Here is a 16,141-nt window from a genome sequence, read left to right as displayed (position 1 = left end):
GCGGCATGCAAGCCTGGTCCTATACCCTGATCCCCGCCGCGGCCGCCGTCGTCGGCGCGGCGGTGGCGGTCAACCTGCGGCCGGGCCCCGTCCTGGTCAGCGCCATCCAGCACTTCGCCGCGGGCGTCGTCTTCGCGGCGGCCGCGGGCGAGATCCTGCCCGACGTCAAGCATGCCGGATCGCCCTGGGCCATGCTGGTCGGGGGCGCGCTCGGCGTCGCCGCGATGCTCCTCGTCCGTATCCTGGAGAAGCGGGTGAAGGGGCCGGCCGGGCTGATGTCGGTCACCGGCATCGACATCCTGGTGGACGGCCTCGTCCTCGGCATCGCCTTCGCGGCCGGGGCGAAGGCCGGCATCCTGCTCACCGTCGCGCTGACCATCGAGGTGCTGTTCCTGGGACTAACCGTGGCGAACGAACTCGGCGAGGGCGGCGCGTCGAAGGGCAAGGTGGTCGGCCTGACGGCCGCCCTCGTGCTGCTGCTCCCGCTCGGAGCCCTGCTCGGCGGGCCCGTCGGCTCGCTGCCCGCCGCCGTCCAGGCCGGCTTCCTCTCCTTCGGCCTGATCGCCTTGCTGTACCTCGTGACCGAGGAACTCCTCATCGAGGCGCACGAGACCGAGGACCGCCCCTGGGTGACGGCGATGTTCTTCGCGGGCTTCCTGCTGCTGCTCCTGCTCGACGGGATGATCGGCTAGGCTGTATCCGGAATGCTTGCCGCGGGCGAAACCAGGTCCCTCCCGGACGAGGCCCACATCCTGCTCGTCGAGGACGACGACGGCATGCGCGTGCTCGTCGGCCGCATCCTGCGGGAGAGCGGCTTCCGGGTCACGGGCTGCCGCGGCGGCGCCGAGATGTGGTCGCTCCTGCCCGACACGCCGGTTGACCTCGTCCTCCTCGACGTCATGCTGCCGGGCGCGTCCGGGTTCGACCTGCTCAGGGCCCTGCGGGCGAAGGGCACCGTCCCGGTCATCATGCTGAGCGCCCGCAACGAGGAGGCGGACCGGGTGCTCGGCCTGGAACTGGGCGCCGACGACTACGTCGCCAAGCCGTTCGGGCGCCCAGAACTCCTCGCCCGGATCCGGGCGGTGCTCCGCCGGTCGGCGCTCGCGCCGGTGCCGAGCGCGGCGTCGCGGCCGGAATCCCTCGCCTTCGCCGGCTGGCGGCTCGACCTGCGCAGCCGCGCCCTGACCGATCCCGAAGGCGCCGCCGTCGACCTGTCGGGCGCCGAGCACGACCTGCTGCTGGTGTTCCTGGAACACCCGGGCCGGGTGCTCGGCCGCGAGCAGATCCTGGAGATGGGCCGCGGGCGCCTCTCCGCGCCGTCGGACCGCAGCGTCGACACCCTGGTCAGCCGGCTGCGGCGCAAGCTCGAACCGCCCGCGGGGACGGCCGCCGTCATCAAGACGGTGCGGGGCACCGGCTACATGCTGGCCGCCAAGGTCGAGCGGGCATGAGGGGCGTCCTCGGCCTCGCCCGCAGCCTGGAGGGGCGCACCGTCGTCGTCCTGCTCCTGGCCGTGCTCCTCGTCCATGGCGGCGCGCTGGCGATCTACCGCCTCTCGGCGGCGGCCGCCGCCGACGAGGCCTTCGCCACCGAGGTCGCCCGCCAACTCGTCATCGCGCGCGAGGCCGTGTCGCGGCGCCCGCCGGAGGAGCGGGCTGACGAGGCCGAGGCCCTCTCGTCGAACCATTTCGAGATCGGCTGGGACGCCCCAGCGCCGGCTCGCCCCCCGGGGGCGACCGATCCCGCGCTCCGGGACCTGCGCGACCGCCTCCTCGCCCTCGAACCGGTCCTCGGGGCGGGGCTCGCCCTGAACCTGGAGGCGCCGGACGAGCCGCTCCACCGGCAGGACCTGCGCGGGATCATCCCGCTTCCGGACGGGAGCGCGCTGACCTTCCGGTCCGCGCACGCCCCGAGCCTCGTCCCCGTCGCGCCCTGGGCCTCGCTCGCCACCGCCATGGCCATCCTCGTCGGGGTGGCCGCGGTCGTCCTGATGCATCGGATCGCCGGCCCCTTGCGGGAGCTGACCCGGGCCACCGGACGGATCGGCCACGGCGCCCCCGTCCGGGTTCCCGAGATTGGTCCCGACGAGACCCGAGGGATCGGCCGTGCCCTCAACGCGATGCAGGAGCGCATCCACCGGCTGGTCGGCGAGCGGACGCAGGCGCTCGCCGCCGTGTCCCACGACCTGCGAACGCCCATCACCCGGCTCCGCCTGCGCCTCGACCACGTCGAGGACCCGGCCGGGCGCCGCGCCATGGCCTCCGACCTCGACGACATGCAGGCGATGGTCGACGCGACGCTGGCCTACCTGGGGGGCGACGCCGACCCGGAGCCGCGGCAGGTCACCAACGTCGCGAGCATTTTGATGGGGGTCGCCGACGCCTCCGCGGATGCCGGCCGGGCGGTCGCATACGGAGGACCCGGCCGGGCCCTGGCGACGGTGCGCCCAGTCGCCTTCCGGCGGGCGCTGGAGAACCTCGTGGACAACGGCGTGCGCTACGGCGCGCGGGTGCGCATCGCCCTGGCGGCCGAAGAGACAGCGCTGGTCTTGCGCATCGACGACGACGGGCCCGGCATCCCGGCATGCGACGTCGCCTGCGCCTTCGAGCCCTTCACCCGCCTGGAGGGGTCGCGCAACCGAAACACCGGCGGGACCGGACTCGGCCTGACCATCGCGCGGCGGGCCGTGGAAGCGGAGGGAGGCACGCTCATCCTGACCACGAGGCCGGAGGGCGGATTGCGGGCCGAGATCCGCGTGCCCCGGGCTGGGCGCGGCGGCTGACACACTTCGTCACGAACGCGGCGTCCCGGAGACAAACGGCTTGGCTATCTCGGACTTCGAAGCGGCCGACGCGGTCGGCGCCGAACAGGAGACCGACAGATGAAGCGCACGCTCGCCGCCGTCCTCGCCGCCGGGATGCTGGCCGCGGCCACGGGGTCCGCCTTCGCCGTGGACAGCCACGGCAATGCCTCGAACCCCGAGCGCGCCGTCCCGAACACCGGTGGCGTGTCGGGCGGCCCGGCCCATCGCGACGACCCGCGCGTCAGCGAGGCCCGTGAGAAGCGGCCCGACGGCAAGCCGGCGCATTCGGACAACGACGGGCATGCCCACGGGCACAGCCACGACAAGCCCGGCAAGAAGTGAGCTCGCCGGGCAGGCCGCGGGGGCGGGAGGCGCGGACATGCGGATGCTGCCCCTGCTCGTCGTCTTCGCGCTCCTGGCCGCGGTGATCGGCTACGCGCTCGCCGAGCCTGCTCGGCACGTCGTTCACGATGCGCCGACCCCTCGCGCGTCGTGATGCGCCCGCACCGGCGCGAGCCGGTGCGGGCGACCTCTTCTCGACGCCAGGCGGCGACCTCAGTCGTCGAAGTCGTGATGGTGATGGTGCCGCTCGAACCGGCCCGGCCCGTAATCCTCGCGGCGCGGGTGATGGTGCCGGACCACGACGTCGTCATGGTTGCCGTGGCGGTAGACATCGACATGGTCGTGCGGCCGCCGCTCGCCGTAGCCGTAGCCGCGCTCGTAATACTGGGCCGAGGCCGCGGCCGGCGCGAGGAGGATGGCCGCCGCCATCAAGCCTGCTAGGTGCCGTCGCATCGCTGTCTCCTCCGGGGATTCCTATTGCGGCGGTTTGCGCGGCGGCCGTTGAACAGGTTCTGAGACCGTCGTTCAGGAAGCCGTCACCCCAGGTTCGCCGACGTCCTCGAAATGCGAGGGGCCGGGCCGGACGTCGCTGCCCCCGGCCCGGCCCCGTCGCGATGTCAGCCGCTCAGTGGCGGTGCTCTTCCACGACGGTCTTCTCGTGATGGTCGTCATGATGTTCGTGCACGACCGGCCGGTCGCGATGGTTCTCCTCGACGGTGGTGTGCGTATGGTCGACATCGCGGCGGTGGCCGTCGCCGTGAACCCCGACTCCGCCGGGGCCGACGTCCACGTGCTGGGCGAGCGCACCGACCGGCGCGAGGGCCAGGGCGGCCGCGGCGGCGGCGGCGAACATGATCTTCATCCAAGGATCTCCATGTTTCGCGGTCGGCCGGGAATGCGGCCCCCCGCGAAACCGTTCCCGGATTTTCCTCGCCCGGTATTCGTCTCGGCCGAGCGAGAAACGGCTTGGCCGCTTTCGCGTCGTGACCGCGGCTGACCTTGCATGGCGGCCACAAAATCTGTTCAGACCGGGTTCAAGAGGCCAGGACGATGCCTTGTCCGATCCGGGATAAATCGCGCATAAGGCCGGAGATGGGTTCAGGACGCGGGCATAGCCGCAGGTGGGCGGCACGGGGATGGTGGGCGTTCGCCGCACGCCTGCTCGCGCTCGCCCTCGCCCTGTCCCTCGTCGCGCCCGCCGCCGGCCTCGCCGCCGACGTCGCGTACCACGATGGCGGCGGCAGGCACGTCACGGAGATCGCGAGCATTGAGGCCGCGCCCGACACCGGCGCGACCGACCCCGGCATGGCCTGCCACCTCCATTGTGGCTGCCACCAGGCGGCACCCGCCGTGGCGGACTTCTCGGAGCCGGTCTTCGGGGTCGCCCGGCTGGCCTATGCGCATTTGAGCCAGACGGTTTCCTCCGTCTCGCCGGACCGCCTGCCGAGGCCCCCCCGCGCCTGAGGTGACGCCGCAGAGGCGCGTCCCGAACCCGGAGCCCGCGCTCCGGGCCACTCCTCACGCCACAGAAGCGGGACTGCCGCGTCCGTCCGAACGGCGCCCGATCCCGGCCGAGCAGGTCTCATGCGCATCCTCATCACCGCGGTCCTCGTGGCCGCCGGCATCGTCGTCGGCGCCGCCGTCCCCGCCATATCCGCGTTCGTCCGCGGCCTCCTGACATCGGCCGGGCTGCCGCCGGCCATCCTCACCTTCGCCGCCGGCCCGCCCCCTGGCGGGAAGGCGCCGAAGGACGAGGCCGACCATGCCGAAGGCGACGGCCACGACCACGGCAAGGCCGCCGCGCCGAAGGCCGAGGGAGCCCACGCTCACGGCGAGCACGAGCATTCCGAGGCGGAGGGCGAGGAAGGCCACGTCAAGATGACGGCCGAGCAGGTCGAGGGGCAGGACATCGGCGTCGCCAAGGCCGAGGGCGGGACGCTCTCGCGACACGTCCTGGTGCCCGGCACCATCACGCCCGATACCGACCGGATCGCCCGCGTCCCCGCCCGCGTCGTCGGCACGGTGTCCGAGATGCGCAAGCGCCTGGGCGACGACGTCAGGAAGGGCGAGGTGGTCGCCCTCCTCGACAGCCGGGAAGTCGCCGACGCCAAGAGCGAGTACCTCACCGCGATGGTCCAGTCCGACCTCCAGAAGATCAACTTCGAGCGCCAGCAGAAACTCTTGGCGTCGGCGGCGGCATCCCAGGCGGCGTTCGACAACGCCAAGGCCGTGTTCCAGGAGAACCAGCTGCGCGTCGACCTCGCCCGCCAGAAGCTCTCGGCGCTGGGCCTGAACGCCGCCGAGGTCGCCGCCGCGCAGAAACGCGACGAGGCGACGCCGAACGCCTCGACGCTGCGCCAGTACGAGCTGCGGGCGCCCATCGCCGGCCGCATCGTGGAGCGCAAGGTCGATGTCGGCACGGCGGTGGGCAAGGAGGGCGACCCTGCCGACGTCTACACCGTCGCCGACCTCTCGACCGTCTGGATCGAGCTCGCGGTCCCCACCTCCGACCTCGCCGAGGTCCGGGAGGGCGCGCGGGTCACCGTGAACCGCGGCGGCCGCAGCGAGCAGGGCAAGGTGGTGTTCGTCAGCCCGCTGCTGAACGCCGACACCCGGTCCGCCCGGGTCGTGGTCTCGCTGCCCAACAAGGACATGGCCTGGAGGCCCGGCACCTACGTCACCGCCGAGGTCGAGACCGCGACGGACCAAGTGCCGGTGCGGGTCGCCAAGTCGGCGCTCCAGACCGTCGAGGGCAAGCGCGTCGTCTTCGTGCGCACGGACGAGGGCTTCGAAAAGCGCGAGGTCGAGCTCGGGCGCTCCGACGACGACGGCTTCGAGGTCGTCTCGGGCCTCAAGCCCGGCGAGACCATCGCGGTGGCCAACACCTTCCTCCTCAAGGCCGAGCTCGGGAAGAGCGAAGCCGACCACGACCATTGAGGAAGCCCGACATGATCAGCCGCATCCTCGACTTCTCCGTGCACCAGCGCTGGCTGGTTCTGCTCCTGTCGCTGCTGGCCGCCGGCTTCGGCGGCTACTCGGTCACCAAGCTGCCGATAGACGCGGTGCCCGACATCACCAACAACCAGGTGCAGATCAACACGACGGCGCCGTCGCTCTCGCCCGTCGACATCGAGAAGCAGGTCACCTACCCGGTCGAGACCGCGCTCGCGGGCATCAAGGGGCTCGAATACACCCGCTCGCTCTCGCGCAACGGCTTCTCGCAGGTCACCGCGGTCTTCGCGGAGAAGCTCGACATCTACTTCGCCCGCCAGCAGGTCGCCGAGCGCCTCGCGCAGGTGAGGCGGGACCTGCCGCCCGGCACCGAGCCCAGCATGGGGCCGATCTCGACCGGGCTGGGCGAGATCTACATGTGGTCGATCCATTACGCGAAGCCCGGCGAGCGCACGGTCTCGAAGGCGGGCAAGCCCGGCTGGCAGCCCGATGGCAGCTACCTGACCCCCGAGGGCCAGCGCCTGAAGACCGAGCTGGAGCAGACCGCCTACCTGCGCACCGTCCAGGACTGGATCATCCGCCCCCTAGTCAAGACCGTGTCCGGCGTGGCCGGGGTCGACGGCATCGGCGGCTTCGAGAAGCAGTACCACGTCCAGCCCGACCCGACGCGGCTCGCGTCCCTCGACCTGTCCTTCTCGGACGTCGCCCGGGCGCTGGAGGCCAACAACGCCAACCAGGGCGCCCGCTACCTGGAGGACAACGGCGAGGGCTACGTCGTGCGCGCCGCCGGCCGCCTGGAGAGCATGGACGAGATCGGCGACGTGGTCGTCGCCACCCGGGGCGGCGTGCCGGTGCGGATCAAGGACATCGCCGAGGTCCGCATCGGGCGCGACCTGCGCACGGGCTCGGGCAGCGAGGACGGCCAGGAGGTCGTCGTCGGCACCGCCCTGATGCTGATCGGCGAGAACAGCCGCACGGTGGCTGCCGCGGTCGACGCGCGCATGGAACAGATCCGCAAGAGCCTGCCGCCCGGCGTCGAGGTCCAGACCGTCCTCGACCGGACCCGGCTCGTCGAGGCGACCGTGAAGACGGTGGTGAAGAACCTGTCCGAGGGCGCGGCTCTCGTCATCGTCATCCTGTTCCTGCTGCTCGGCAACATCCGGGCCGCCATCATCACGGCCCTGGTCATCCCGGTCGCCATGCTGATGACCATGACCGGCATGGTCGAGGCGAAGATCTCGGCCAACTTGATGAGCCTCGGCGCCCTCGATTTCGGGCTGATCGTCGACGGGGCGGTGATCATCACCGAGAACGCCCTGCGCCACCTCGCAGAGAAGCAGCAGGAGCTGGGCAGGGGGCTCGACACCGAGGAGCGCCTCCAGACGGTCCGCGCCTCAGCCGAGGAGATGATCAAGCCGTCGCTCTACGGGCAGGCGATCATCATCTTGGTCTACGTCCCGCTCCTGACCTTCACGGGGGTCGAGGGCAAGATGTTCGAGCCGATGGCGCTGACCGTGATCATCGCGCTCGTGGCGGCCTTCGTGCTGTCGCTGACCTTCGTGCCGGCGCTCATCGCCATCGTCATCACCGGCAAGGTCACGGAGAAGGACAACCTCATCATCCGGGCGCTCAAGGCCGCTTACCGCCCGGTGCTCGGCGCGGCGGTCCGGGCGCCGTTCGTCTTCGTCGGCGCGGCGCTCCTGCTGCTCGTCGGGGCGGGCATCCTGTTCACCCGCCTCGGGACCGAGTTCATCCCGCAGCTCGACGAGAAGAGCATCGCCCTCAACGCCACCCGAATCCCATCGACCTCCCTCACCCAGTCGCAGGCGATGCAGCTCAAGGTCGAGAAGGTGGTCTCGAAATTCCCGCAGGTGGCCTACGTCTTCTCGAAGACCGGCACCGCCGAGGTCGCCTCCGACCCGATGCCGCCGAACTCCTCAGACACCTTCGTCATCCTGAAACCCCAGGAGGAGTGGCCCGAGCCGAGCCTGTCCAAGGCCGAGTTGCAGGAGCAGATCGAGAAGGCGGTCGGGGCGCTCGCCGGCAACGTCTACGAGTTCTCCCAGCCGATCCAGCTGCGCTTCAACGAGCTGCTCGCCGGCACCCGGGGCGACCTCGCCGTGAAGGTGTTCGGCGACGAGTTCGAGCCGATGCTGAAGGCGGCCAACCAGGTCGCGGCGGTCCTGAAGGGCATCGACGGCGCCGAGGACGTCAAGGTCGAGCAGACGGCGGGCCTGCCGTTCCTGGAGATCAAGATCAACAAGGCCGAGGCGGCGCGCTACGGCCTGAGCACCGGGGCGATCCAGGAGGTCATCGGCGCGGCCATCGGGGGACGGAACGCCGGCGTCGTGTTCGAGGGCGACCGTCGCTTCCCCATCGTCGTGCGCCTGACCGACAAGGTCCGCGAGGACCGGGAGGCCCTGGAGAACATCCCGGTGCCGCTGCCGGCGGGCCCGAACGGCCGGGCGAGCTCGGTCCTGCTCAAGCAGGTGGCGAGCTTTTCGGTCACCGAGGGACCGAACCAGATCTCGCGCGAGAACGGCAAGCGGCGGGTCGTGGTCACGGCCAACGTGCGCGGGCGGGACATCGGCTCGCTCGTCGCGGAGGCGCAGGCGAAGGTTGGAAGCCAGGTGCAGCTGCCGCCAGGTTCCTACCTCACCTGGGGCGGGCAGTTCGAGAACCTCGCCTCGGCCAAGCGGCGGCTGATGGTGGTGGTACCGGTCTGCTTCTTCCTGATCTTCCTGTTGCTGTACTCGGCCCTGGGCTCGCCGCGGGACGCGCTGCTGGTGTTCAGCGCGGTGCCGCTTGCCCTCACCGGGGGCATCTTCGCGCTTTGGCTGCGCGGCATGCCGGTCTCGGTACCGGCGGCGGTCGGGTTCATCGCGCTCTCGGGCGTTGCGGTCCTCAACGGCCTCGTCATGCTGACCTTCATCAAGCAGCTCGTGGCGGAGGGCCGGCCGAAGCGCGAGGCCATCCTGGAGGGCGCCATGACCCGGTTGCGGCCGGTGGCGATGACGGCGCTGGTCGCCTCGCTCGGCTTCGTGCCCATGGCCATCGCCACCGAGACCGGCGCCGAGATCCAGCGGCCGCTCGCCACCGTGGTCATCGGTGGCCTGATCAGCGCCACCCTGCTGACCCTGATCGTGCTGCCGGCCCTGTACGCCCGGTTCGGCAAGGTTGTCGTCCCGAAGGTCGCGGAGCGGCCGCGGGAGCCGGGGCCACGACACCTCAAGGCGGCGGAGTAGACGAGATGCGACGCGTCCCAACCTGGTTGGCGGCTCCTTTCGCCTTCCTCGCGCTGACGGGTGCGGCTCCGGGCGCGGACGGAGGCGTCGGCGAGGCTCCGTTCGGCCTCGCGTGGGGGCCCGTCGCCGACGTGCCGCGCCCGCTCAAGGCCGACCGCGAGGCCAACCTGACCGCGCTGTACTACCCGCGTGGCTGGCGGCCGGCCGTCGGGTCGGCAACGGCCGAGGTCGTGCTGGTGGTCTGCCGCGAGGAGGGTCTGCAGGAGGTCGTCTGGGTGGGGCTCCCCCTGGCGGGCGAGGAACTCGCGCGCGTGCGCCGCGCCATCCACGACGAAGGGGTGCGCCGCTACGGCGAGCCGACACCGGGGCCATCGGCCGATTCCGAGCTCTGGCCCGGCGGTCGGGCTCTCCTGGCCAGCCGCGAGGCTCCGGACGGGCGGCACGAGCTCGTCATGGCGGCGTTCGGTCCCGGCTACGCGGCCTGCTCGGCCGCCCACCTCGCCGCGACCGGACACCCCGCCGGCGCGCACGTGGCCGAGCTCATCGGCTCCTCCGGCCCCTGAGGCGGCCGGTCCGGGACGGCAACGAAAGACTGGGAGCGACATGGGACACGGACACGCGCACGGCGGCGGCCACGGGCATTCGCACGGCGGCGGCATACCCGCGGGCTCGGCGGCGGGCAGGAACAAGGGGCGCCTAGCCTGGGCGCTCGCCCTGACGCTGACCTACATGGCCGCGGAGGTCGTCGGCGGCCTGCTCACCGGCAGCCTCGCGCTGCTGGCCGATGCCGCCCACATGGTCACGGATGCCGGCGGCCTCGCGCTGTCGCTGCTCGCCATCCACTACGCGGCCAAGGCGCCGTCGCCGGGCAAGAGCTTCGGCTACATGCGCTTCGAGATCCTGGCGGCCCTCGCCAACGCCGTCGTGCTGCTCGGGGTGACGGCCTACATCCTGTACGAGGCCTACCGGCGCTTCTTCGAGCCGACCGAGATCCTCGGCTGGCCGATGATGCTGGTCGCGTTCGTCGGCCTCGGGGTGAACCTCGCCAGCATGAGGCTCCTCGCGGGCGGATCGTCGGAAAGCCTCAACGTCAAGGGCGCCTACTTCGAGGTCTTCTCCGACATGCTGGGTTCGGTCGGCGTCATCGCCGCGGCCCTCGTGGTGATGGCGACGGGCTGGCGATGGGTCGATCCGCTGGTCGGCGCCGGCATCGGCCTGTTCATCGTGCCGCGCACCTGGCGCCTGTTGAGCGAGGCGCTTCACATCCTGCTGGAGGGAACGCCTCTGGGTGTCGATCTTGCCGCGCTACGAACGGAGATCGAGGCGATGCCTGGCGTGCGGCGCGCCTACGACCTTCATGCCTGGACGCTGACCTCCGGCTTCGACGCGATGAGCGGCCACGTGGTCATGGACGACGTCGCCGCCGGACCCGACCTCATCCGCGCGGTCCGGCGTCTGGTGAAGGAGCGACACGGCATCGAGCACGTCACCGTCCAGGTCGAGGACGAGGCGCTTTCGGCCGAGGCCGCGCGCCTGCCCGTGTGACGGCGAGCATCCGGCATGAGTAAGAAATCGGCGCGGCTGCAGACCGAGTGGGCGCCAAATCCTCGGCGCAAGCGACGGGTCAGGCCATACGTCCGCAAAGCCGCGGATCGAATGATGATAGCGATCTGTATCGGATTGCCTCTGGCCGTATTGTTTCTCCAATACTTCAAGCACCTCATGAAGTGATGCCTGAGTAATGATGCTTGACTATGCAAGGTGTTTTCAATGAATGATCTACAAACGCACCATTTTGCCGTGACGACAACGGCGATGCTTGCGGTTGTGAGAACATCGACCATCGCCATGATGACCCTTCTCATGCAAAAACTTTCAGCACCTGAACGGGAAGAGGTTTTCGCAGAGATCGCGGCGACAATCGGTGAGTTGCCCCCGGATTATTCCCAGGCAGGCCCCGTGGGGACCAAGTTCTACGAAGAGGTGGTGGCCGAGGCGCCGGCGCTCGCGAAGGCATTCGTCCAAGATTTGCGTAGATCTCTTGGTTGAAATCCGATGAGACCATTTATCAGTTATCGAGTGTTGGTGACGGAGAGCAGAGGTCCCGCGGACCTGACGCGCCTGTCGCCTTTTCTGTGCTCGGTGCCCGGCCCGTCACTGAGGCTTAGGCGTCTCCGTATCGAGTGCCAACTGGGCATGGCGGATCTTCCTGGCGACACCGCGCCTGCGCGGGTTGCTCGCCCTGAATTTCGCCGTCGCGGCGGCCGGCGCCATGGTCATCGTCAATACCGTGGTAATCGTCCAGGCCCTGCTCGGACGCCCCCAGCACGACGTCGCCCTTGCCCTTGGACCCTTCGGCGCGGGCTCGATGGCCGCCGCCCTGGTCCTACCGCGGGTCCTGGACCGCCTGTCCGACAGGGGTGTGATGCTGCCGTCCGCGGCCTTCCTCGGAGTCGTCCTCGTCGGGGTCGCTGCCCTGACCTGGTGCGGGGCCATCGGCTGGCCCGTACTGCTCGGGACCTGGCTCGTCCTTGGGATCGGCTACTCCGCCGCCCAGTTCGCGCTCTCGCACGCGTCGTGGCTCCTCACTTACCCGCTGGCGGGCTGCCTCGGCGCTGCCGTCGGGATGCCCGCGACCCTGGCGGCACTCGGCGCCCTGACCGTCGCGGGCGTCGCGGCGGCGGCCATGCTTTGGCCTGCATCCGACCCGGACGTCGTCGCACATGCCCACGCGGACCTCGACCCGTCCCACCCCCACGTGCGGGGGATCGGTCAGGGCCGGCACGAGCATGCTTTCGTCATCGACGACCTGCATCGGCAATGGCCGTCCAGGGCGAATTAGGAACCACACGGCGAGCGTTGGAACGGCGACGCTCAGGGGGGGGCGTCGGGTGCCGGACATCCCTCATCCGATGGTCTGTCGGGGGCCGTGAGGATTGCGTCGCGGCAGGTCCGCATCGAGGGGAACACGGCATGAGGACGTTGCTCGGATCCTGGCAGCTGTGGGCGCTGCTTTCTGCCGCCTTCGCGGCGTTGACCGCGATCTTCGCCAAGGTCGGCATCGAGAACGTCAATTCCGACTTCGCCACCTTCATCCGCACGGTCGTCATACTCTGCGCCCTCGGCGCCATCCTGGTCGGCACGGGCCAGTGGGTACCGGTCGGGTCGGTCTCGGCCAGGACCTACGTGTTCCTGGTGCTCTCGGGCCTCGCCACCGGCGGCTCATGGATCTGCTACTTCCGCGCCCTCAAGCTCGGCGAGGCCAGCCGCGTGGCCCCGGTCGACAAGCTCAGCGTCGTGCTGGTGGCCGTCTTCGGGGTCGTCTTCCTCGGCGAACGTCTATCTCCACCGAATTGGCTCGGCGTCGCCCTCATCGCCGCCGGGGCCGTGCTCGTCGCCTATCGAGGATGAAGCCGGCGGGAAGGGATGCGTCGCGGCGCAGTCCAGGGCGAGGGCTCGAAACCGGACGGACCGACCGATGCGCGTGCTGTTGATCGAGGACGACCGGATGATCGGCGAAGGGCTGTCGAACGGCCTCTCGGCCGAGGGCTATTCCGTCGATTGGGTCCGCGACGGCGGCGAGGCCGAGACGGCCCTGCTCAACGGCGGCCACGCGCTCGCGCTGCTCGACCTCGGCCTGCCGGGCGGGGACGGACTTCGGGTGCTTCGATCCGCCCGGGCGGCCGGGATCGACACGTCGGTGCTCATCATCACGGCGCGGGACGGCCTCGAAAGCCGCGTCGCAGGCCTCGACCTCGGGGCGGACGATTACCTGGTCAAGCCGTTCGAGATGCGCGAGCTGCTCGCCAGGATGCGGGCCATCCTGCGCCGTCGGGCCGGGCGGGCGAGCGCGCGGCTCGTGGCCGCCGAGACCGAACTCGACACGGAAAGCCACGTCCTGTCCCACGCCGGGACCGTCGCGGTCCTGTCGGCGCGCGAATACGCCCTCATGCACGCCCTGATGGAGCGACCGGGGCGCATCCTCTCTCGTGCGCAGATCGAGGAACGCATCTACGGGTGGGGCGAGGAGGTCGAGAGCAACGCGGTGGACGCCCTGATCCTCACGGTCCGTCGAAAGGTCGGCAAGGGCGTGATCCTGAATGTCCGCGGCGCGGGCTGGATGGTACCCAAGCCATGAGGGCCGCCTCCCTGCGCCGCACGACGCTCGTCTGGATGACCGCCCTGCTCGCCGGAATCGGCTTGGCCGCGATGGTCGCGGCCTATGCCCTCGCGCGGATCGAGGCGGCCGATTTCCTCGACGGGCAGTTGCGGCAAGTCGCCCTCAACGCCGGTCCCGGGCTAACGGACGCGGACGCGCCGCCCGCCGCCGACCAGGACCCGGAGGACCAACTCGCCGTCACCATCTGGAAGGACGGGCAGGTCCTGCGCGACGACCGCGGCGTCGACGTCCGCCACCCCGGCCGCACGGGATATGCGAACGTCGTCATGGGCGGCGAGCTCTGGCGCACATACACGACCGCCAACGGCACAACGACGGTCCGGGTCGCCCAGCGCGACGTCGTGAGGGCGGAGTTCGCACGCAATGCGGCGCTCGGTGCCGTGGCCCCCCTGCTGCTCCTCGTCCCGCTGTCGTGGATCGTCGTCGGCTGGGCGATGAACCGGGCGCTCGGGCGGCTCGACGGCTTGGTGCATGACCTCGCCGGGCGCGGCGCCGCCGCCCAAGGCCCCTTGCCGACGCGCGGCGTGCCGACGGAGGTGGCGCCCCTCGTCGAGGCCATGAACGGGCTCATCCTTCGCCTGCAGGCCGCTCTGGCCGCCCAGAAGCGGTTCGTCGCCGACGCGGCGCACGAACTGCGTACGCCGCTCGCCGCGATGCAGATCCAACTCGACTCCCTCGGCGGGCCTGCCGGTGGCGGGAGCGACGCGCGGCGTACGGCGCTGGCGGACGGCCTCCGGAGGGCGAACCGGCTGGTGGATCAACTGCTCCGTCTCGCCCGGCTCGACGACGGTGCCGAGGCGCGTCCTGCATCCGTCGACCTCGGCCAGCTCCTGCTCGACTGCGTCGCCGACCACGTCGTGCTCGCCGAGCGCAAGGACATCGACCTGGGCGTGCATATCGAGACACCCGCGACGCTTCACGCGTCGGAGGACGAGGTCCGCGTCCTGTTCGCCAACCTCGTCGACAACGCCCTGCGCTACACGCCGTCCGGAGGCCAGGTCGACGTCCGTCTGCTGAACCGGGACGGTGCGTGCGTCGTCACGGTTCGGGACACCGGCTGCGGGCTGCCGCCGGGAAGCGAGGGCCGCCTGTTCGACCGCTTCTTCCGGGCCGCGCCACCGGAAGTCGAAGGCACAGGGCTCGGGCTCGCCATCGCCCGCCGCATCGCGGAGCGCAACGACCTCGGCCTGACGGTCGAAAACCGACGTGACGGGCAGGGGACCCTCGCAACCGTCAGACTGCCGGCCTGAGGCCGAGCCTGCGGCTCCTTTGGACGAAGCTCATTCTGCCCTCATTCTGGCTCGCTATCACCGTGCCCGACCATGACGGACGGGAGACGGGGATGAGCGAGATCCAGCGCCAGGTCTTGAACAAGGTACCGGAGGTCTCCGCGGCCTTCTGGGTCATCAAGATCCTGTCCACGACCGTCGGCGAGACCGGCGCGGACTACCTCGCGGTGAACGTCGGCCTGGGTGCCGCCGTCACCGCCACCGTCACGGCCGGCCTCCTCGCGGCCGTCCTCGCCCTGCAGGTGCGCGAGCGGCGCTACGTGCCCTGGACCTATTGGTCGACCGTCGTCCTCGTCAGCGTGGTCGGCACGCAGGTCACCGACATCCTGACCGACAAGCTCGGCGTGAGCCTCTTCGTCAGCACCGGCGTGTTCGCGACCGCCCTCGCCGCCGTGTTCGCCCTCTGGTACGCGACCGAGCGGACGCTCTCGATCCACGCCATCGTGACCCGACGCCGCGAGGCGTTCTACTGGCTCGCCATCCTCCTGACCTTCGCGCTCGGCACGGCCGCGGGCGACCTGGCCACGGAGGCGCTGGGGCTCGGCTTCAATCTCGGCGTCGTCATCTTCGGCACGATCCTGGCCGCCCTCGCCCTCGCCTGGCGCCTCGGCGCGAACCCGGTGACGACCTTCTGGCTCGCCTACATCGTCACGCGCCCCCTCGGCGCATCGCTGGGCGATCTGCTGTCGCAGGCACGGGAATACGGCGGCCTCGGCTTCGGCACGGCCTCCACCAGCCTCGCCTTCTTCGCCGTCATCGTCGCCCTGGTGACGTCCCTGAGCCTCGTCTCCGGACGCCCTGGCGAGCCGGCCGGACAGCGGCGGGCCTGACCGTCCGCCGCCTCCCGCATCCCCATCCTCCAGTCCTTCCAACGCCGCACGACACGGAGCGAACGACCATGCGAAACATCCTCCTCGCCGCCATCGCCGCGACGGTCATCGGTGCCACGGCCGCCCCCCTGGGCCTGCTGGCGATGCAGGACGCCGCTGTCGGAGCGACGCCCAAGGCGATGGCGGCCTCGAAGCTTGGCGACCTCTCCAAGTTCCGGTCCATCGTCGTCGACGTGAAGGCGATGACCGACCGGGGCGACCTCGCCGCCGCCAAGACGCACATTAAGGACCTGGAATTGTCCTGGGACGCGTCCGAGGCCGGCCTGAAGCCGCGAGCCGCCGCCGACTGGCACGTCGTGGACAAGGCCATCGACCGCGCCCTCGACGCGCTGCGGGCGTCGAACCCCGATCCGGCCGCCTGCCGTCGCGCGGTCGACGACCTGCTCGCCATCATCGACCAGACCCACACCGCCTGAGCCGGCACTCGCTTTCCCACGGCA

General features: G+C 70.7%; 18 protein-coding genes. 16 read left to right on the top strand and 2 right to left on the bottom strand.

From position 1 onward, the window contains the following. Nucleotides 1–5: 5 nt before the first annotated feature. The 4 genes from P9K36_RS01955 (at nt 6) to P9K36_RS01940 (ending at nt 3,145) form a co-directional block, all read left to right on the top strand. Nucleotides 6–692 (top strand): hypothetical protein, encoded by a 687-nt coding sequence (locus P9K36_RS01955; protein WP_007563950.1) that lies wholly within the window; start codon nt 6–8, stop codon nt 690–692. Nucleotides 693–704: 12 nt separating this feature from the next. After that, the gene (locus P9K36_RS01950; RefSeq protein WP_007563949.1) at nt 705–1,451 is read left to right on the top strand and encodes a response regulator transcription factor; all 747 of its coding nucleotides are present in this window, start codon (nt 705–707) and stop codon (nt 1,449–1,451) included. Further along, a complete protein-coding gene (locus tag P9K36_RS01945) occupies nt 1,448–2,782 on the top strand; it encodes an ATP-binding protein (RefSeq protein WP_007563947.1) in 1,335 nt (444 codons plus the stop codon). The genes P9K36_RS01950 and P9K36_RS01945 overlap by 4 nt, the downstream gene beginning before the upstream one ends. Nucleotides 2,783–2,881: 99 nt before the next feature. After that, a complete protein-coding gene (locus P9K36_RS01940) occupies nt 2,882–3,145 on the top strand; it encodes a hypothetical protein (protein ID WP_007563945.1) in 264 nt (87 codons plus the stop codon). Between the two features lie 213 nt (nt 3,146–3,358). Here the strand turns inward: P9K36_RS01940 and P9K36_RS01935 are convergent, their stop codons facing one another. Then, nucleotides 3,359–3,598 carry a hypothetical protein gene (locus P9K36_RS01935; RefSeq protein WP_007563942.1) on the bottom strand — a complete coding sequence of 80 codons (240 nt, stop codon included), beginning with the start codon at nt 3,596–3,598 and terminating at the stop codon, nt 3,359–3,361. 172 nt (nt 3,599–3,770) lie between these two features. Then, nucleotides 3,771–4,007 (bottom strand): hypothetical protein, encoded by a 237-nt coding sequence (locus tag P9K36_RS01930; RefSeq protein WP_007563940.1) that lies wholly within the window; start codon nt 4,005–4,007, stop codon nt 3,771–3,773. A 230-nt stretch (nt 4,008–4,237) separates the two neighbouring features. Between P9K36_RS01930 and P9K36_RS01925 the strand changes: the two genes are divergently transcribed. The 12 genes from P9K36_RS01925 (at nt 4,238) to P9K36_RS01870 (ending at nt 16,117) form a co-directional block, all read left to right on the top strand. Then, nucleotides 4,238–4,609 (top strand): hypothetical protein, encoded by a 372-nt coding sequence (locus P9K36_RS01925; protein ID WP_039902985.1) that lies wholly within the window; start codon nt 4,238–4,240, stop codon nt 4,607–4,609. A 120-nt stretch (nt 4,610–4,729) separates the two neighbouring features. Next, on the top strand, nt 4,730–6,082 hold the full coding sequence (locus P9K36_RS01920) for an efflux RND transporter periplasmic adaptor subunit (protein WP_007563937.1): 1,353 nt from the start codon (nt 4,730–4,732) through the stop codon (nt 6,080–6,082). A gap of 11 nt (nt 6,083–6,093) precedes the next feature. Continuing rightward, nucleotides 6,094–9,342: a CusA/CzcA family heavy metal efflux RND transporter gene (locus P9K36_RS01915; protein WP_278306501.1), complete on the top strand. Its 3,249-nt coding sequence runs from the start codon at nt 6,094–6,096 to the stop codon at nt 9,340–9,342. Between the two features lie 5 nt (nt 9,343–9,347). Beyond that, on the top strand, nt 9,348–9,905 hold the full coding sequence (locus tag P9K36_RS01910) for a hypothetical protein (RefSeq protein ID WP_007563933.1): 558 nt from the start codon (nt 9,348–9,350) through the stop codon (nt 9,903–9,905). Nucleotides 9,906–9,945: 40 nt separating this feature from the next. Further along, the gene (locus tag P9K36_RS01905) at nt 9,946–10,887 is read left to right on the top strand and encodes a cation diffusion facilitator family transporter (RefSeq protein WP_007563931.1); all 942 of its coding nucleotides are present in this window, start codon (nt 9,946–9,948) and stop codon (nt 10,885–10,887) included. Between the two features lie 225 nt (nt 10,888–11,112). Then, a complete protein-coding gene (locus P9K36_RS01900; protein WP_007563929.1) occupies nt 11,113–11,391 on the top strand; it encodes a hypothetical protein in 279 nt (92 codons plus the stop codon). Nucleotides 11,392–11,575: 184 nt separating this feature from the next. Further along, entirely contained in the window at nt 11,576–12,184 is a 609-nt protein-coding gene (locus P9K36_RS01895; RefSeq protein WP_007563927.1) for a permease of the major facilitator superfamily, read from the top strand. Between the two features lie 131 nt (nt 12,185–12,315). Continuing rightward, nucleotides 12,316–12,753 (top strand): EamA family transporter, encoded by a 438-nt coding sequence (locus tag P9K36_RS01890; protein ID WP_007563925.1) that lies wholly within the window; start codon nt 12,316–12,318, stop codon nt 12,751–12,753. A gap of 67 nt (nt 12,754–12,820) precedes the next feature. Continuing rightward, nucleotides 12,821–13,480: a response regulator transcription factor gene (locus tag P9K36_RS01885; protein WP_050733500.1), complete on the top strand. Its 660-nt coding sequence runs from the start codon at nt 12,821–12,823 to the stop codon at nt 13,478–13,480. Beyond that, entirely contained in the window at nt 13,477–14,772 is a 1,296-nt protein-coding gene (locus tag P9K36_RS01880; protein ID WP_007563921.1) for an ATP-binding protein, read from the top strand. Before P9K36_RS01885 ends, P9K36_RS01880 begins: the two co-directional genes overlap by 4 nt. A 92-nt stretch (nt 14,773–14,864) precedes the next feature. Continuing rightward, nucleotides 14,865–15,641 (top strand): membrane protein, encoded by a 777-nt coding sequence (locus P9K36_RS01875; RefSeq protein ID WP_007563919.1) that lies wholly within the window; start codon nt 14,865–14,867, stop codon nt 15,639–15,641. Nucleotides 15,642–15,709: 68 nt separating this feature from the next. After that, nucleotides 15,710–16,117, top strand: coding sequence for a hypothetical protein (locus P9K36_RS01870; protein WP_007563917.1), 408 nt, complete (start codon nt 15,710–15,712; stop codon nt 16,115–16,117). The last annotated feature ends 24 nt before the right edge of the window (nt 16,118–16,141 follow it).

Origin of the sequence: Methylobacterium sp. 391_Methyba4, from assembly GCF_029691625.1 — a bacterium.
Classification (GTDB): Bacteria; Pseudomonadota; Alphaproteobacteria; order Rhizobiales; family Beijerinckiaceae; genus Methylobacterium; species Methylobacterium fujisawaense.
Note: the sequence above shows the minus strand (reverse complement) of the source record. Positions and strands in the feature narration are given on the sequence as shown.

Bases quoted from the DNA above. Each gene is read 5' to 3' on its own strand.
- P9K36_RS01955 (WP_007563950.1), top strand. From the start codon at position 6: ATGCAAGCCTGGTCCTATACCCTGATCCCCGCCGCGGCCGCCGTCGTC.
- P9K36_RS01950 (WP_007563949.1), top strand. From the start codon at position 705: ATGCTTGCCGCGGGCGAAACCAGGTCCCTCCCGGACGAGGCCCACATC.
- P9K36_RS01945 (WP_007563947.1), top strand. From the start codon at position 1,448: ATGAGGGGCGTCCTCGGCCTCGCCCGCAGCCTGGAGGGGCGCACCGTC.
- P9K36_RS01940 (WP_007563945.1), top strand. From the start codon at position 2,882: ATGAAGCGCACGCTCGCCGCCGTCCTCGCCGCCGGGATGCTGGCCGCG.
- P9K36_RS01935 (WP_007563942.1), bottom strand. From the start codon at position 3,598: ATGCGACGGCACCTAGCAGGCTTGATGGCGGCGGCCATCCTCCTCGCG.
- P9K36_RS01930 (WP_007563940.1), bottom strand. From the start codon at position 4,007: ATGAAGATCATGTTCGCCGCCGCCGCCGCGGCCGCCCTGGCCCTCGCG.
- P9K36_RS01925 (WP_039902985.1), top strand. From the start codon at position 4,238: ATGGGTTCAGGACGCGGGCATAGCCGCAGGTGGGCGGCACGGGGATGG.
- P9K36_RS01920 (WP_007563937.1), top strand. From the start codon at position 4,730: ATGCGCATCCTCATCACCGCGGTCCTCGTGGCCGCCGGCATCGTCGTC.
- P9K36_RS01915 (WP_278306501.1), top strand. From the start codon at position 6,094: ATGATCAGCCGCATCCTCGACTTCTCCGTGCACCAGCGCTGGCTGGTT.
- P9K36_RS01910 (WP_007563933.1), top strand. From the start codon at position 9,348: ATGCGACGCGTCCCAACCTGGTTGGCGGCTCCTTTCGCCTTCCTCGCG.
- P9K36_RS01905 (WP_007563931.1), top strand. From the start codon at position 9,946: ATGGGACACGGACACGCGCACGGCGGCGGCCACGGGCATTCGCACGGC.
- P9K36_RS01900 (WP_007563929.1), top strand. From the start codon at position 11,113: ATGAATGATCTACAAACGCACCATTTTGCCGTGACGACAACGGCGATG.
- P9K36_RS01890 (WP_007563925.1), top strand. From the start codon at position 12,316: ATGAGGACGTTGCTCGGATCCTGGCAGCTGTGGGCGCTGCTTTCTGCC.
- P9K36_RS01885 (WP_050733500.1), top strand. From the start codon at position 12,821: ATGCGCGTGCTGTTGATCGAGGACGACCGGATGATCGGCGAAGGGCTG.
- P9K36_RS01880 (WP_007563921.1), top strand. From the start codon at position 13,477: ATGAGGGCCGCCTCCCTGCGCCGCACGACGCTCGTCTGGATGACCGCC.
- P9K36_RS01875 (WP_007563919.1), top strand. From the start codon at position 14,865: ATGAGCGAGATCCAGCGCCAGGTCTTGAACAAGGTACCGGAGGTCTCC.
- P9K36_RS01870 (WP_007563917.1), top strand. From the start codon at position 15,710: ATGCGAAACATCCTCCTCGCCGCCATCGCCGCGACGGTCATCGGTGCC.